Source organism: Amycolatopsis keratiniphila subsp. keratiniphila (assembly GCF_001620365.2).
Taxonomy (GTDB): Bacteria; Actinomycetota; Actinomycetes; order Mycobacteriales; family Pseudonocardiaceae; genus Amycolatopsis; species Amycolatopsis keratiniphila.
On sequence record NZ_LQMT02000013.1, the window covers coordinates 78,653 to 94,278 of the forward strand.

A 15,626-nucleotide genomic window follows, 5' to 3' on the forward strand; every position below is an offset into this window, starting at 1 on the left:
ACCGGCGGGTACACGCGGGCAGTGCTGGACCGGGTGGGCTGAGCTCGTCCGGGTTTGCCCTTGCCGCCGCAGGGTATCCGGCTCGGGTTAGGCGAGGCTGGCCGGATGCAGGGCGGGATGGTTCATGGTCGACGTGAAGATGACGGTAGACACTTCTCCTGAGCGCGTGTTCGAGGTGCTCGCCGATGGGTGGACCTACGCGGCCTGGGTGGTGGGCGCCTCCCATATCCGTGACGTGGACGAGGGCTGGCCGGCGCGGGGAACCCGGATCCATCACCGCGTCGGGTCCTGGCCCGTACTGCTCGACGACGTGACCAAGGTGCTCGTCGCCGATCCGCCACGCCTGCTGGAACTCGAGGCGCGCGCCTGGCCGTTCGGCACCGCCCGGATCCGGCTGGAACTGCGGGAAGCCGAGCCGGGGACCACGGAGGTCCTGATGTCCGAGCACGCGACCCGCGGGCCGGGCCGGGTGCTGCCGGAGGCGGCGCAGGCGCTCTTCCTGGTCCCGCGGAACCGCGAATCCCTGCGACGTCTCGCGGATCTCGCCAAGGGGCGTGCCGCGGTCTGAGATCGGTGTTGTGAAAGCCACTTTCCCAACTTCTAACGTTGCGAAAGTGGCTTTCGCAACGTGTGACCAGGCTATGGGGGCGCATCGAGCCTGCGTCGGAGCGGGCGACCACTTCAGTCACCGTTGCGAAAGCCACTTTCGCAACACGCCACCGTCCCTCACTGGCCGGCCGATTGGTCCTGGTGGCTCGGCCGCCCGAGCCGGATCCGGTCGCGCGGCGGGTCGAGGGGGCGGCTGCCGCCGCGGCGCCCGGCGCGGATGGCGGCGAGGAGTTCGGTGATCGTGGCCGCCGGATCGTGCCGCGGCCGCCAGCCGAGTTCCTCCCGCGCGCGTCTAGTGTCCACAAGGGACGCTCGATCGGCCAGACGCAACCAGGACGGATGCAGCGGTTGCAGCCCCAGGCGCCAGCTCGGCCAAGCCAGCGAGGTCAGCAGCTTCAGTGGTACCGGGATCCTGATCCCGCCGGCCAGCCGTGCGAGGTCGCGGCTTTTCAGCACCGGCTCACCGGCGAGGTTGAACGCCCCGGTCGCGCGCCGGTCGAGGATCGCCCGGATCGCTCGCGCCACATCGTCGGCGTGCACCACCTGCATCCGCAGTCCCGGCCACAAGGGCACCGGGAGCCAATCGCCGCCGAGCGGCAACGGCGGCGCCAGCGGGCTGAGCAGCCAGCCGGAGAACTCGGCCGCCGCGTCCGGCTGGACGACGCCGCATGGGCGGATCCTGGCCACCCCGATGTCCGGGTAACGACGGCAGAACTCGTCCAACTGCGTCTCGAAGGCCGCTTTTCCCACGCTGTAGGCACTTTCGGCGAGCCCGCCGCAGGGCCAGTCCTCGTCGACCTCGTGCCAGCGGTCGGCCGGGGTGTAGGCGGCGACCGAAGACGCGCAGACGATGTGCTCCACGCCGGCGTCGGCGGCCGCGCGCAGGACGTTCGCGCTGCCCGCCATGTTGGTGCGGCGCATGGCCGGATCGTCCGCGCGCGGATGGATCGCCCAGGCGAGGTGCACGACCGCGTCCGCGCCGCGGAAGAGCCCGGTCAGCTCGTCCCAGGCGTCGTTCGCGCCGATGTCCTGCTGAACCCAGCGGGCCGACGAGTACGGCGCGACGGTCGTATCGGGGCAGTGGCGTGCCACTCCGATCAGGTCGTGGCCTTCTCCGCTCAGATTCCGGAGCAAGGCGGTCCCGATGTTCCCGCTCGCGCCGGTCACGACGATCTTCATCAGCGATAGACGGCGCGATGCGCGGCACGCACCGTCGCCCGGTAGACGGAACCGGCCCAGCCGTCCCTGGCGAGGGCGGCCCTGGCGGCGTTCGAGCCGGGCGCACCGTGCACCGCCCCGCCGGGATGCGCCGACGCGGAGGCCAGGAAGAGCCGGTCGATCGGGGTGTCGGCCCGGCCGAGACCGGGGACGGGCCGGAAGAAGAGCTGCTGCTGGATCGCCGCGGTCCCGGCGTTGATCGAGCCTTCCACCAGGCTGTGATTCCCTTCCTGCAACTGGGCGGGTCCGGCGATGGCGCGGCCCGCGATCAGGCTGCGGAAACCGGGCGCGTGCTTCTCGATGACCTCTTCCATCCGGTCGGCGTGGCGCCGCAACCGGGAGTCCGGCCAGGTTTCGCCTCTCGGCACATGGGTGTAGGCCCAGGCCGATTCGGTACCGGCGGGGGAACGGGTCGGGTCGGCGGTGGTCATCTGCCCGAGCAGCAGGAACGGATCACTGGGCACCCGCCCGCAGGCGAGATCGTTCGCGATCCCGGCGAGCCCGTCGAGGTCAGCTCCGATGTGGACGGTCCCCGCCTGCCCGACTTCGCTCGCGTTCCAAGGAATGGGTGAGGACAACGCCCAGTCCACCTTGATCGTGGCGTCGTCCCAGACGAACCGGTCCAGATCCGACACCAGCCGCGCGGGCAGATGCTCGGCGCCGACGAGGTCCCGGTACAGCACCGGAGCGGGGACGTCGGCGAGCACGGCCCGGCGGGCGCGGACCCGCCGTCCGTCCGCGTCGCGGACACCCACCGCCCGGCCGGCCGAGAGGGTCACTTCGGTGACCGGCGTGCCGCAGACGATCTCGCCACCCTTGGCGGTCAGGCGGTTCACCAGCGCGTCGGTCAGCCGCCCCGCCCCGCCTTCCGGGACCGGGAACCCGACGTCCTGGCCGAGCATGGTCAGCAGCCAGCCGAACACGCCGCTGCCGGCCTGGTCCGGACCGAGGTCGGTGTGCATGGCGTTGCCCGCGAGCAGCAGCCGCGCGCCCTCACCGTCGAATTTCTCCTTGCCAAGGCCGCGGGCGGTCAGCGTCAGCATCCTCGCCAGCCGGAGCGACTCCGCGGTGCCGAGCGTCTTGAGCAGCCGTGCCCCCGGCCGCACCGGCGGAAAGGGCCGCACGATCGCGTCCAGCAGCGGCTCGCGCAGGCGCTGCCAGCTCGCGTGTTCGGCCCGCAGGTTGTCCGCGTCGCGTTCGTCGAACTCCGCGACGGAGCGCGCGGTGCGTTCGAGGTCGCGGGACTGCAGGACGTACCGGTCGTCGGGCAGCACATGCGCCAGCACCGCCGGTGCGTGCCGCCACCGCAGGCCATGATCCTCGAGGCCCAGCCCGGTGAGCACCCGTGACGCCGCTCCGAGCGGGTAGAAGGCGCTGTAGACGTCGTTCCGGAAGCCCGGCGCGGTGAGTTCTTCGGTGCGGACCGCGCCGCCGGGCTTCGGCGTCGCCTCGATGACCAGCGTCTCCCAGCCCGCGTCGGCCAGCAGGTTGGCCGCGACCAGGCCGTTCGGCCCCGACCCGACCACGACGGCGTCGACTTCCATGATCAGGGCATACCCCGGACGCGCGGGTTCAATCCCTGAACGGCCAGCCAGGTCTCGTGCTGTTCCTCGGTCCTGGCCCACAGGGCGGCCAGCTCGCCGGCGCCGATGTCCTCCAGCGGCACCCGGAATTCCCGCAAGGTCTCGGCGAATTCGTCGAGAGAGGACAGGGTGTGGCGGTCTCCGTCGCCGCGCTTGACCGTACGCGCGCGAAGAGCGAGCTCGCGGCCGTCGCGATGATGTTGCGCCACGAGCACCTTCGCGAACACGGAGTCCGGTGACCTGGTCCCGGCGCGTTCGGCGAACTCGGCGAGCTCACGGGGCGCGATGCGGAAGTCGAAGGAGTCGATCGTGCCGCCGGGATGGTGGTGCATCCGCCAGGTCCCGCCGTCGAGACGTTCCATCCGGAACGGCAGTCCTCCTTGCCGGTGCGTGCCTTCCCGCAAGGGGAGCGGCTCGAGGAACGCGTCCCCGATCCCGGTGTCGGCGAGCCAGGACTCGCCGTCGACGTCGATCAGCAGGGCGATGTGGTTGCCCCATTGACCTTCGCCACGCGTCGAGCGCAGGACGGCGGCCTCCACGATGGTCACCGCGAATCCGGCCGCCTTCAGCAAGAGCGCGAGCGCTCCGTTCATTTCGTAGCAGAGGCCGCCACGGCCTCGGCGCGCGAACTTGTCGGTCAACGCGTCCGGGGTGAGCAGGATCGGCCTGCCGAGCTGGACGTCGAGATTCTCGTAGGGGACTCGCAGCCGCCAGGCGCGGTGCAGGTTCCGCAAGGTGGCTGGATCGGGCCGGACGGGCTCGCGGTACTCCAGCCGGTCGAGGAACGCGTCGATGGTCATGGTGCCTCTCCTTTCAGTGACTCTAAAATTAGAGTAGCTCTACTTTTAGAGTCCATCCAGTATGCTGGCGTCATGACCGAACCGGCGGGCTTGCGCGAGCGGAAGAAACAGCGCACTCGGAAGATGTTGATCGAAACCGCGTACCGGCTCTTCGAGCGGCAGGGTTACGACAAGACGACCACCGCCGAGATCGCCGGGGCCGCCGAGGTGTCACCCGCGACGTTCTTCAATCACTTCGCCACGAAGGAGGACCTCGTCCTCACCGAAGACGGCTCGCGCATCCTGGACACGGGGCTGGACGTGTTCACGGCGCGTGAGGCGGGCGAGCCGCCGGCCCGGCTTCTGCGGCGGGCGATGCTCCGGATGCTGGCCGAGGCGGGGGCCGGGCTCCGTGATCCGGCGGGTGAGCCGGAACGGATCCGCCTGGAGCTGATCACGTCGGTGCCGTCGTTGCGCGCGACGATGCTGCAGCGCGCGTTCGACGCTCAGCAGCGGCTTTCGAGCGCCCTGTGTCGCGCCTGCGACGGCGAGCTCGACGAGATCGACGCGGCGGCCATGGTCGGTGCGGTCACCGGTGCGATCTTCGCCGCAGGACTGACGTCCCTCCGGCTCGGGACCCCGCTCGACGAGGCGATGCGGCGCGCCATCGACCTCGCGACAGCGTGACGAGCCGTCGCCTTCACGAGCGGTGCCAGGCGATCCCGCGATAAGTGGAACTGTCCGCGGCGAAGCCGTAGCCGGTGATGACGGTGCCGCCGGCGTTGATGTGCTGGGCCACGATCGCCGTGAGCCCGCGAGGCGACGGAAGCGGGAGCGGTGTCGCGTCCGCGTCCCAGCGGACCGGGCGCACCGTGCCCTGCCCGGCGGATTCGCCGACGACCGTCCCGGCGTCGTCGATGTCGAAACACGTGCTGGCGTCGTCCGACGGCAAGGGCCGGAGCACGGTGGGACGTCCGCTGGGATCCCAGCGCGCGCAGGTGCTCCGCCGGTCCGGGGTCACGCCCCAGCCGATCGCGGCCCCCCGCCCGCTGATCCGGACGACCTGTCCCGCGGCGAATTCCGGTTCACCGGTCAGCAGGACTGTGCCGCCGTCGCGGTTCCACACCACCCCGTCGCCGAGAATGGCGCCGGAGTCGGTGATCCCACACGCCGTCGCGCGGCGCGGCGGCGGCAGTTTGCCGATCTTCCCGGCGGACGTCCAGCGCACCGCCGTCCGGGTGCCCGTGCCGTTCTTGGCCGAACCGACGACTTCGTCCAGTCCGTTCAGGTCGTGCCCCTGTGTCTCGCCGTCGCCGGGAAGGGCGCCGAGTTCGACCGCCTCGCCGCCGGGTCCCCAGCGCAGCGCCCGCCAGCGGTAGCCCGGCCACATCACGTTGCCCAGCACCGATCCGCGAGCGTTCACCCGGCAGGCCGTGCCGGAGATCGCGCCGTCGGGGAGTTCGAGCGCGCGCACCCCGCCGCCGGGCAGCCAGCACACCGGCCGGAGATGCTCGCCGACGTAGAGCGAGCCCACGGCGAACCCCGCGGCGTTGACGCTGACCGCGCGGCCGCCGGAACAGCCGTCGAGGACCGGGAGGGGAGTGGGCGCGCCGTCGCCGTCCCACCAGACCGGACGCGAACCCGACTCGCCCACGATCGTCCCCGCGTCGTTCACGCAGTACGCGCCGGTGCCCTCGCCTTCGGAGAGCGGCCGCAGGCCGACCGCCGTGAAGCCGGGTCCCTCTGGCATCGGATCGGGCACGAGTGGGCAGCCTAGTGCGAGTGCGCACGCGATGGGGAAACTTGCACTGACCGGGTGACAGGGCGCTCCACAATGGACCTGCCTACGGGATCAGCACTATCCTGCCGAACACCTCGCCGTCGTCCATCTTCCGGTGCGCCAGAACGGCTTTCTCGAGCGGCAGCAGCTCGTGCACCACGGAACGCAGTTCACCGCGCGCCGCCGCGGCGAACTGGTCCGCACTCGCCGCCAGCCGATCCGGCTCGGGGATCGAGTCCGCGCTGAAGGCGGCGAACGACAGGGACTTCCGGAACGACGCCATGAGCTTCGTGCCGAAGTCCGACGGCGGCATTCCCGCGACCACGCCGACGACGACCAGACGGCCGTTCGGGTTCAGCCGGTCGAAGAAGGACGGCATGTCCACACCGGACACGATGTCGATGATCACGTCGTAACCCGCCGGGCCGTCGCCCGCGCCGGAACGATCGAGGACGTGGGTCGCGCCCAGTTCGCGCAGGCGGTCGCCGCGTCCGGCCGACGACGTCGTCACCGCCACGGCGCTCGCGCCTCCGCTCGCGGCGAGCTGCACGGCCATGATCCCGATGCTGCCCGCCGCTCCGCGCACCAGCACCGATTCACCCGCCGCGAAATGGGCGTGGGCGAGCGCGAAACGCGCCACCATGCCCGAGGTCCCGAGCGCCACCGCGTCGGCCGCGGGCAGGTTTTCGGGGAGGGGCAGAACCTTCCCGGCCGGAATGGCGACCTGTTCGACGTAGCCCCCGCTTTCGCCGGTGAACGCCCAGACGCGCCGCCCGACCCAGGCCGGATCGACGCCGCCGCCGACCGCGGTGACGGTGCCCGCGACCTCGTTGCCGGGGATGTGCCCCTCCCGGAAACCGAAACCGGCGAGGGCGCCGCTCCGGATCACGGTGTCGACGCCGCCGACGCCGATCGCTTCCACGCCGATCAGCACTTCTCCCTCGGCGGGGACGGGGGAGGGGAGATCGATCACGGCGAGGCCCTCGGGGCCGCCGAACGTCCGGATCTCGACTGCGCGCATCTTTCGTCTCCTGGTCGTCGGTCACTGATACGGCGGACGTTAACGGACGCCCCCGTCCGTTTTGGCTAAAGTGAGAGTGGTGACCGATCGATTGCCTCGGATCCCGCGCTCCGACGCCCTGGACAACCGCGAACGCATCCTCGAAGCGGCCCGCGCGCTGTTCGCCACCGAAGGGCTGAACGTGCCGCTGCGGGAAGTCGCGCGCCGCGCCGGAGTCGGCCCCGCCACGCTGTATCGCCATTTCCCGACCAAGGAGATCCTGGCGACGGAGGCCTTCGCCGAGCAGATGCGCGCCTGTCACGCCGTCGTCGACGACGGGCTCGCCGACCCGGATCCGTGGCGCGGCTTCTGTTCCGTGATCGAGAAGATCTGCGAACTGCACTCGCGCGACCGTGGTTTCACGGCAGCTTTCGTCTCGGCCTTTCCGAAGGCGGTGGACTTCACCGCGGACCGCGACTACGCGCTCAAAGCGATCGCCGAGCTGGCGGGCCGGGCCAAGGACACCGGGAAACTGCGTCCCGACTTCGTCCTCGACGATCTGATCCTCATGCTCATGGCCAACAACGGGATCCAGGCTGCTTCGGCCACCGCGCAGGTCGCGGCGTCCCGGCGGTTCGCCGCGCTCGCGATCCAGGCCTTCCGGGCCGTGCCCGAGCCGTCGCCGCTGCCGCCGGTGGCGCGGCTGGCCCTCGCGATGCCGGGTTTGACCCGCTGAGTCATTTCCGGCGGGCTTCGAGACCTTCCAGGATGAGGTCGAGGCCGTAGTCGAATTCGCTCCTGTGGTCGTAGCCCGGCTGCTGGGCGTGGCCGGTGATCACCTCGGCCAGATAGGGGAATTCGCCCGGCGGCAGGTGTTCCAGGATGTCGTCCGCCACCTCCGCGACCTCCTCGCTCGCCGGGAGATTCGCTTCCTGCAGCACGAAACCGCCGATATAGCTGTCGATGAGCGAGACGGCGTGCACCGCCATCGGGAGCGTGAAGCCCGCCCGCCGAAGCACGCCCAAGACCGCGTCGTGGTGGCGCAACGTCGCCGGACCGGGATTCCGGCGGGAGTCCACGAGACCGAGTGCCCAGCTGTGCCGCGACAGCACCGCGCGTGCGGACGAAGCGCGTACGCGGATCGCCTCGCGCCAGTCCCCGGTTTCGGTGCCGGGCAGCTCGATCGCCGCGAACACCGCGTCGACGACGCCGTCGAGGATCGCGTCCTTGTTCGGCACGTGGTGGTACAGCGACATGGCCTCGACGCCGAGGTGCTGCGCGACGCGGCGCATCGTCATCGCCTCCACGCCGCCGCGGTCGGCGACTTCGATCGCGGCTTCCAGGACACGTTCCCTGGTCAGTGATCGGCGAGGCGGCACGTTGACAACCTTACAGGTGTAAGCCAGCCTTACGGGTGTAAGGTCATCGAAAGGAGAGCGCGATGCCGATGCCGAGATGGTGGGGACACGTCAACAAACGGGTCTTCAACCCCCGTGCGATCGCCGGCGGGAAGTACCCGGTGCTGATCCACGCCGGTCGTACCTCGGGAAAGACCCGCCACACGCCGCTCGACGCGCATCCCGTCGACGGCGGCTACCTGTTCGTGCCGGTGTACGGCCCGGACGCGGACTGGGTGCGCAACATCATGGCCGCGGGCGAAGCGCGGCTCCGGATCGACGGGCGGGAAGTGGATCTCGTCGGCCCCAGGCTCGTCGGGGCGGACGAATTCCCCGACGGCGTGACCCGGCCGCCGAAGTTCCTCCGCCTCGCCGTGTTCCTCCGGATGGACCTCAAACCCTGAGGATCCCCTGTGCTCCATTAGTACCAGGGAGGGAGGCGACATCGTCCTCCAAGCCGATGCCCGGCGGGCCCGCGGCTTCGTAGTTTTGCCGGTATGAAACGAACTTCAGTGGTCATCGCCGTACTCTGCGCGGCAACGCTCGTTTCCCCGGCCGTCGCGTCCGCGGCGCCATCGCTGCACCGGACCCTGCAGCGCGACGCCGACACGCTGGTGGCGAACGGTTCGCCCGGTGCGCTCGTGGAAGTGAGCACGGACAAGGGAAGCGTCAAGGTGCGCAGCGGTCACGGCGATCTGCGGACCCGGACCCCGATGCCGTGGAACGGCCACTTCCGGATCGCCAGTTTCAGCAAGACCTTCCTGTCCGCGACGATGCTCCAGCTCGTCGGTGAGGGACGGCTTTCCCTGGAGGACACCGTGGACCGGTGGCTGCCCGGGATGGTGAGCGGGAACGGCAACGACGGCAAGGCCATCACCATCCGGCAGCTGCTGCAGCACACCAGCGGCCTGCACGACTACATGGCGGAACTCGACCTCTTCACCGAGAAGGGCTTCCTGCGTCACCGGTTCGACGAGCTCAGCGCGTCCGATGCGGTGAAACTGGCGGTCGGCAAGCCGCCGGAGTTCGCGCCGGGGACGAGCTGGGGCTACTCCAACACCAACTACGTGCTCGCCGGACTGGTGACCGAGAAGGTCACCGGCCGGGACTGGCGGCAGGCGATCATCGACCGGATCGTCCGTCCGCTGGACCTGCGCGAGACCACCCTGCCCCACACGTCGCCGTTCATCCCGGCGCCGCACGCGCGGGGCTACGACCGGTTCGTCGTCGAGGGCTCGAACCCGCCGCAGCTCGGACGGCGGGTGGACGTGACGCTGATGAATCCGTCGATCGGCGGGGGAGCGGACGGCTCGATCAACAGCACCACCGAGGACGGCAACAAGTTCCTGCGGGCGCTGCTGGGCGGCAAGGTGCTCGAACCCGCGCTGCTGGCCGAAATGAAGAAGACCGTGCCCGCGGCGGGGCTCGGCGAGTACGGCCTCGGCCTCCAGAAGACGACCAGCTCCTGCGGCGCTTACTGGGGTCACGGCGGTGCGCTGCCCGGCTATCTGACGGGGAACGGCGTGACCGAGGACGGCAAGCGCAGCGTGATGGTCTCGCTGAACACGCTCACGCCGTACAACCCCGGCGCGCCGCTGCCGGAGGTGCATCCGATCGAGCCGGTGATCGACCACGCGCTCTGCGGCCGCTGACCTGGCTAACGGTCGGCGAAGGTTGTGGAGGTGTGTCGCGGAAGCCACTTTCGGGACGTCAGATGTCTCGAAAGTGGCTTTCGCGACATGATCGCCAGGGCGCCACCGGGCCCGGCCGCGGCCGAGGTTGCGAAAGCCACTTTCGCAACCTTCAACGTTGCGAAAGTGGCTTTCGCAACCCCTCGGCGTTGTCCCACCGGTCACGCGACACTCACGAGCCCCAGGATCTCGCGGCCTCCACCAGCGCCTCGACGCATTCCGCGACCGCGGGCCGCGTTTCCCCCTGCGGCTGCACGGCGTAGAGCTGCCGGTGCAGGGCCGGTTCGAGCGGGGCGCACACCACGGTCGGCGGCGCGATCGTGGTGGCCATGCTCGGCACCAGCGTGACCGCGCCCAGCCCGGCGACGACGGCGAACTGCGTGCCGAAACCGCTGACGGTATGCCGCACGATCGGCTCGATCCCGCGTTCGCGCAGGGTCTGGCGGATCCAGGCGTTCGCCAGGGTCGGGCGCGCCCACGCGACCCAGATCTCGTCCGCGAGATCTTCGGCGCGCACCGAATCCGAGCCCGCCAGCGGATGTCCGGCCGGGAGCACGATCATCGCCGAGTCGTCGCGCAGTTCGGTCCAGCGGGTGGCGGGCGGCCGGGTGAGCGGCAGGTTCTCCCAGCTTTCGACCACCACGACGTCGAACACGCCGTCGGCCAGTGCGGGAAGGGCCACTTCGGGTTCGACCTCGTGCAGCCGCGCCTCGATACCAGGATGGCGGACGGCCAGGCCGGTGAGCGCTGGCGTGATGAACGTGTGCACCCCGGAGGGAATGGCGCCGATTTCGACGACGCCGGTCGTCTCGCCGGTCAGGGAGTCCAGATCGGCACGGGCGGCGCGGAGTTCGGCGAGCACCCGGTCCGAACGCTGCGCCAGCAGCAGCCCCGCCGGGGTGAGCCGCACGCCGCGCCCGTGCCGTACGAGCAGCCCGGTGCCCGCCTCCCGTTCCAGTTTGGTCAGCTGCTGGGAGATCGCCGACGGCGTCACGTGCAGCAGCTCCGCCGCCGCGGCGAGCGATCCCCGGCGCCACACCGCGTGCAGCATCCGCAGCCGTTCCACATTGGACAGATCGCCACTCATTAGCCGAGCTTAACCCTCGGGGTAAGAGGATCTCGCTGGTCCTCGCGGTCGTCGTGCGATCGAATCGAAGACATGCGGCACAACCGAATCCTCATCGATCCGCGGGTACAAGGAGTGCTCGGAGCCCTCGCGATCGCCCTGTCCGCCCCGCTCGTCGCGCTGTCCGGCGTCAGCTCGACGACGGCGACGTTCTTCCGCTGCCTGTTCGCGTTGCCGATCCTGGTGATCCTGGCGCGATCCCGTGAACGAGGACGACGTCCGTCCCCGGCCGCGCGACGGCGGCACGTGCTGGCCGGTGTCCTGCTCGGGATCGACATGGTGCTCTGGAGCGAGGCCATCCTTTCCGTCGGCGCGGGGGTCGCCACGGCGCTGGTGAACGTCCAGGTGGTCCTCGTCCCGCTGGCCGGGTTGCGGTGGTTCGGCGAACGGCCGCCGCGCGCGTTCTGGCTGTCCATCCCGGTGATGCTGGCGGGTACGGCACTGGCCGGGGGACTGGCGGACGGCGGTGCCGCGGGCAGCGATCCCTGGTACGGCACCGTCATGGCGGTGCTGGCGGGCGTGGCCTACGCCGGGTACCTGATCCTGTTGCGCCGCGCCGGAACCGACGGCGGCGGCCGCACGACGATGCTCGCCACCGCGACCGCGGCTTCGGCGAGCGTGGGCGGGCTTTCGGGCCTGTTCGCCGGGAACCTCGACGCCACGCCGCCGGTGTCGGCGTTGCTCTGGCTGTTCGTGCTGGCCGTGACCGGGCAGGTGCTCGGCTGGCTCCTGATCGGGCGCGCGCTGTCCGCGCTGCCCGCGAGTGGCGGGTCCGCCGTGCTGATGCTGCAACCCGCCGCCGCGATCCTGTTCGGGGCCGCGCTGCTCGGCCAGTGGCCGACACCGCTGCAGCTGGCCGGCTGTGCGCTCGTCGTCGCGGCGGTGGGGGCCGTGTCGTTCCTCGCTGGCCGGTCGTCAGGGAACGACCAGCACCGGCCAGTGCCCGGTCCGGATGAGCTTGGTCGCGACCGACCCCGCGAACCGGTGGCCGGCCTGCTGTGAGGCGCCGACCACGACGGTGTCGACCTGGCTGCGGTCGGCGGTGTCGCGGAGCGCGGTGTACGGATCGCCGAACATCTTCAGGAAACTGACCGGCACTTCCAGCTCTTCTGCCGCCGCGCGGATCTGCTCACGGAGCTCTTCGTAGAGCTGTGCCGCCGTGTCGAGTTCCACCGACGCCGCGACCGCGGGGCCGAGCGCCGGACGGCAGACGAAGGCGACGATCAGCCTGCCGCCCTCGCGCCGGGCCATGCCGAAGGCGAAGGCGGCCGCCCGCATCGCCGTGTCGGAGCCGTCGACGCCGGCCAGGATGGCCCGCCCCGTGTGGTGCCGGGGCGGGCCGAAACGCTCCACAGTGGACTCGAAGGCCCCGTTCATCGCGCGACCGGGACTTCCGGCTCCGTCTCCACGTCGAGCGTGGTGCGCAGGGTGAGCGGCTTGAGCAGCAGTGCCGCGATCACCCCGACGACGCCCACCGCCGCGGAGATCAGGAAGATGTGCGCGGTCGCGTCGCCGTACACGGTGTGCACGATCGTCTGGACCTCCGGCGGCAGCGCCTTGAGGTTCAGCGCGCTGACGCTGCCCGTCGACGCCTGACCCGCCGGCACGTGCAGCGCGGTGGACAGATCGGCGGTGACCCGGTTCGCGAGCACCGCGCCCAGCACCGAGACACCGATGGTGCCGCCGAGCGACCGGAAGAACGTGACCGAAGCGCTGGCCGCGCCCAGATCCCGCAGCGGCACGGTGTTCTGCACGGCGAGGACGAGGTTCTGCATCGTCATGCCGACCCCGACGCCGACCACCGCCATCGCGATGCCCACCAGCCACAACGGTGAGGCGTGGTCGACGGTGCCCAGCCCGAGGAAGCCGATCACCAGGGTGATCGTGCCGGCCACGATGTACGGCTTCAGCCGTCCGGTGCGGCTGATCAGGCGTCCGGACACGGTCGAGGAGACGAGCACGCCGCCCATCAGCGGAATGGTCAGCAGACCGGCTTCGGTGGGGGAGTAGCCGCGGCCGACCTGGAAGTACTGGCCGAGGAACACCGCACCGCCGAACATCGCCATCCCGACCGCGAGACTCGCGACGATCGCCAGCGCCGGGGTGCGCTGCGTGATGATGTGCAGCGGGACGACCGGTTCGCGGACCTTCCGTTCCACCAGCACGGCGAGGACGAGGAGCACGACGCCGCCCGCCACCATGACGGCCGTCTGCCAGGACAGCCAGCCGAAGCCGTTGCCCACGAACGAGACCCAGATCAGCAGCACACTCACGCCCGCGGCGATGAGCCCGGCGCCGAGGTAGTCGACCTGGACGTTCTCCCGGCGCACTGTCTCCAGCTTCAGGGTCCGCTGCAGCACGATGAACGCCGCCACCGCGATCGGCACGCCGACGAAGAAGCACCAGCGCCAGCCGAGCCACGGCACGTCCACGATCAGGCCGCCGAGCAGCGGTCCGCCGACCGTGGCGACCGCCATGACCGCCCCGAGGTAACCGTTGTAGCGGCCGCGTTCACGCGGCGGGATGATCGCCGCGATCACGACCTGGACCAAGGCCTGCAGGCCGCCGACGCCGATGCCCTGGAACGCGCGGGCGGCGATCAGCTGTCCGGTGTTCTGGCTGAACCCGCTGATCGTCGAGCCGATCACGAAGATCACGATCGCGATCTGCACCAGCGTCTTCTTGTTGAACAGGTCGGCGAGTTTGCCCCAGATCGGCGTGGTGGCGGTCGCCGCCAGCAGGGTGGCGGTGACCACCCACGTGTACTGCGTCTGCGTGCCGTTCAGCGAGCCGATGATCAAGGGCAGGGCGGTCGACACGACCGTCGAGCTGATCATCGCCACGAGCAGCGCGAGCAGCAGACCGGACAGCGATTCGAGCACCTGGCGGTGTCCCATCGCCTCTGACGGTGCCTCGGTCTTCATGGCATCCTTTCGAGCGACTTTGTTGCTCATTGTGCAAACTTGCACAGTGGGAACTTTATTCCCGACGCTACGCTGTCCTGGTGGACACCCTCGACACGCTCCGCACCCGCAAGAAGGCGGCGACGCGGCAGTCGCTGCACGAGGCCGCGCTCCGGCTGGCGATGGAGCACGGTCTCGACGGTGTGACCGTCGAGGACATCGCCGACGCGGTGGGCGTGTCCCGGCGGACGTTTTCGAACTACTTCGCGAACAAAGAGGACGCGATCCTGCACGCCGACCGCGAGCGCACCGGGCTCCTGGTGTCACTGGTCGAAGGCAGGCCGCCCGGCGAGAAGCCCTGGCAGGCGCTGCGCGCGGCGTGCCGGGAGCTGTACCGGGCGCATCCCGTCCCCGACCGCGAGTGGGTGGCGCAGCTGCGGTTGTTGCGGCGGCATCCGTCGCTGCTCGCGCGGCAGGCGGGCGACCAGTTCGCCCTCGAACGCGACCTGATCGAGGTACTGCTCGCCAGGGGGCACGGTCTCGACCAGGAGCTGGCCAGGCTCACCGCGGCGACCTTCCTCGCCGCGCTCCGGACGGGGAACGTGTTGTGGCTGGAAGGCCCCGAGGAACAGCCGCTGCCCGAACTGGTCGATCGATTGCTGGGCCGCGTTCAGCTGCGGTGACCGAGGGCGTACGCGGTCCCGGCGGAGAATTCGTCCACTTCGGACGCTTCGTCAGATCGAGCCGGTGCGCAGCGCGAAGGCGACGGCATGCGTACGGTTGTGCAGGCCGTATCGCGACATCACCCGGTGGAGGACGTTCTTCACCGTGCTCTCCGAATAGGCGAGTTTGGCCGCGATCTCCTCCGTGCCGTGGCCGTCGGCCAGCAGGCGGAGCACTTCGCGTTCCCGGTCGGACAGCCCGGACAACGCGAGACCGTTGGGGACCAGCAGGTCCTCCTGGATCCGTTCGAGCTGGGAGAGCAGGCTGCCCTGCAGCCGAGGCGGCAACGCGCCCGCGCCCTGGCTGACCGCGAGGATCGTGCGCACGAGATGCTCGCCGTCGAGATCGCGTCGCGGCAGCAGGGCGGCCATGCCGCATTCGATGGCCGTCATCAGGACCTGGACCGGGAAGTGGTCGGTGACGATCACGCATCTCGGTGGTGCCGGGAGGGTCGACGCGGCGCGAACCTGGCGCAGGAAGGCGAAAACCCCGTCGCCGATCGAGTCGCCGACGGTCACGACGACCTCGGCTGCCCCGAGGTCGGTGTCGGGCAGCACGTCCAGCCGCTCGTCGGCGCCGAGGATGCTCGTCGTGCCCAGCCCGGCCAGCAGATCCGGGGCGTGCACGGCGACTCTGACGCGCTCGGTCCTCCTGTTGATCTTCTCCCCGTGAATCATGCTCGAAGTCCCCCCGAAGCGCCCGGACAACTATGTTAGTAGCTCTTGCGGTACTTAGAAGCTATAACGTTACAACGTTGCATGTCAATCGCGGCAACGTCACAACGCAAGACGCCCGAGAGGCGGGAAAGGTTCACTGC

17 protein-coding genes are annotated in these 15,626 nt (G+C 70.2%); 7 read left to right on the forward strand and 10 right to left on the reverse strand.

What is annotated here, in order from left to right; genetic code table 11:
- Positions 1-124 precede the first annotated feature (124 nt).
- The gene (locus AVR91_RS14140; RefSeq protein WP_063271156.1) at positions 125-568 is read left to right on the forward strand and encodes an SRPBCC family protein; all 444 of its coding nucleotides are present in this window, start codon (positions 125-127) and stop codon (positions 566-568) included.
- Between the two features lie 158 nt (positions 569-726).
- Here AVR91_RS14140 and AVR91_RS14145 read toward each other — a convergent pair whose 3' ends face one another.
- Genes AVR91_RS14145 through AVR91_RS14155 form a run of 3 tightly spaced genes read right to left on the reverse strand, consistent with a single transcriptional unit; the run spans position 727 to position 4,210 of the window.
- Positions 727-1,788: an NAD-dependent epimerase/dehydratase family protein gene (locus AVR91_RS14145; protein WP_063271155.1), complete on the reverse strand. Its 1,062-nt coding sequence runs from the start codon at positions 1,786-1,788 to the stop codon at positions 727-729.
- Positions 1,788-3,371, reverse strand: a complete 1,584-nt coding sequence (locus AVR91_RS14150) for a phytoene desaturase family protein (RefSeq protein WP_063271154.1) — start codon at positions 3,369-3,371, stop codon at positions 1,788-1,790. The genes AVR91_RS14145 and AVR91_RS14150 overlap by 1 nt, the downstream gene beginning before the upstream one ends.
- A gap of 2 nt (positions 3,372-3,373) precedes the next feature.
- Complete coding sequence (locus AVR91_RS14155) at positions 3,374-4,210, reverse strand: arylamine N-acetyltransferase family protein (protein ID WP_063271153.1); 837 nt, start codon at positions 4,208-4,210, stop codon at positions 3,374-3,376.
- A gap of 72 nt (positions 4,211-4,282) precedes the next feature.
- Between AVR91_RS14155 and AVR91_RS14160 the strand changes: the two genes are divergently transcribed.
- The gene (locus AVR91_RS14160; protein WP_063271152.1) at positions 4,283-4,876 is read left to right on the forward strand and encodes a TetR/AcrR family transcriptional regulator; all 594 of its coding nucleotides are present in this window, start codon (positions 4,283-4,285) and stop codon (positions 4,874-4,876) included.
- Positions 4,877-4,889: 13 nt separating this feature from the next.
- Here AVR91_RS14160 and AVR91_RS14165 read toward each other — a convergent pair whose 3' ends face one another.
- The gene (locus AVR91_RS14165) at positions 4,890-5,951 is read right to left on the reverse strand and encodes a hypothetical protein (protein WP_083737552.1); all 1,062 of its coding nucleotides are present in this window, start codon (positions 5,949-5,951) and stop codon (positions 4,890-4,892) included.
- Between the two features lie 82 nt (positions 5,952-6,033).
- Positions 6,034-6,990 carry a zinc-binding dehydrogenase gene (locus AVR91_RS14170; protein ID WP_063271150.1) on the reverse strand — a complete coding sequence of 319 codons (957 nt, stop codon included), beginning with the start codon at positions 6,988-6,990 and terminating at the stop codon, positions 6,034-6,036.
- 79 nt (positions 6,991-7,069) lie between these two features.
- Here AVR91_RS14170 and AVR91_RS14175 point away from each other — a divergent pair, with 79 nt between their 5' ends.
- On the forward strand, positions 7,070-7,705 hold the full coding sequence (locus tag AVR91_RS14175) for a TetR/AcrR family transcriptional regulator (RefSeq protein WP_063271243.1): 636 nt from the start codon (positions 7,070-7,072) through the stop codon (positions 7,703-7,705).
- A 1-nt stretch (position 7,706) separates the two neighbouring features.
- Here AVR91_RS14175 and AVR91_RS14180 read toward each other — a convergent pair whose 3' ends face one another.
- Positions 7,707-8,348 (reverse strand): TetR/AcrR family transcriptional regulator, encoded by a 642-nt coding sequence (locus AVR91_RS14180; RefSeq protein WP_211282709.1) that lies wholly within the window; start codon positions 8,346-8,348, stop codon positions 7,707-7,709.
- Positions 8,349-8,410: 62 nt separating this feature from the next.
- Between AVR91_RS14180 and AVR91_RS14185 the strand changes: the two genes are divergently transcribed.
- Entirely contained in the window at positions 8,411-8,770 is a 360-nt protein-coding gene (locus tag AVR91_RS14185; protein ID WP_063271148.1) for a nitroreductase family deazaflavin-dependent oxidoreductase, read from the forward strand.
- Positions 8,771-8,863: 93 nt separating this feature from the next.
- Entirely contained in the window at positions 8,864-10,018 is a 1,155-nt protein-coding gene (locus AVR91_RS14190; RefSeq protein WP_063823079.1) for a serine hydrolase domain-containing protein, read from the forward strand.
- 211 nt (positions 10,019-10,229) lie between these two features.
- Here AVR91_RS14190 and AVR91_RS14195 read toward each other — a convergent pair whose 3' ends face one another.
- On the reverse strand, positions 10,230-11,144 hold the full coding sequence (locus AVR91_RS14195; protein WP_063271146.1) for a LysR family transcriptional regulator: 915 nt from the start codon (positions 11,142-11,144) through the stop codon (positions 10,230-10,232).
- 72 nt (positions 11,145-11,216) lie between these two features.
- Here AVR91_RS14195 and AVR91_RS14200 point away from each other — a divergent pair, with 72 nt between their 5' ends.
- Positions 11,217-12,185, forward strand: coding sequence for a DMT family transporter (locus AVR91_RS14200; RefSeq protein WP_063271145.1), 969 nt, complete (start codon positions 11,217-11,219; stop codon positions 12,183-12,185).
- Here AVR91_RS14200 and AVR91_RS14205 read toward each other — a convergent pair.
- Both AVR91_RS14205 and AVR91_RS14210 read right to left on the reverse strand, forming a co-directional pair.
- Positions 12,099-12,560, reverse strand: a complete 462-nt coding sequence (locus AVR91_RS14205) for a universal stress protein (protein WP_063271144.1) — start codon at positions 12,558-12,560, stop codon at positions 12,099-12,101. The genes AVR91_RS14200 and AVR91_RS14205 overlap by 87 nt on opposite strands.
- Positions 12,557-14,107, reverse strand: coding sequence for an MDR family MFS transporter (locus AVR91_RS14210; protein ID WP_063271143.1), 1,551 nt, complete (start codon positions 14,105-14,107; stop codon positions 12,557-12,559). Before AVR91_RS14210 ends, AVR91_RS14205 begins: the two co-directional genes overlap by 4 nt.
- Before the next feature lie 80 nt (positions 14,108-14,187).
- Here AVR91_RS14210 and AVR91_RS14215 point away from each other — a divergent pair, with 80 nt between their 5' ends.
- Positions 14,188-14,769 carry a TetR/AcrR family transcriptional regulator gene (locus AVR91_RS14215; protein WP_063271142.1) on the forward strand — a complete coding sequence of 194 codons (582 nt, stop codon included), beginning with the start codon at positions 14,188-14,190 and terminating at the stop codon, positions 14,767-14,769.
- Positions 14,770-14,820: 51 nt separating this feature from the next.
- On the opposite strand, the gene AVR91_RS14220 is transcribed toward AVR91_RS14215, so the two are convergent.
- Positions 14,821-15,486: a helix-turn-helix transcriptional regulator gene (locus AVR91_RS14220; RefSeq protein ID WP_063271141.1), complete on the reverse strand. Its 666-nt coding sequence runs from the start codon at positions 15,484-15,486 to the stop codon at positions 14,821-14,823.
- Between the last annotated feature and the right edge of the window lie 140 nt (positions 15,487-15,626).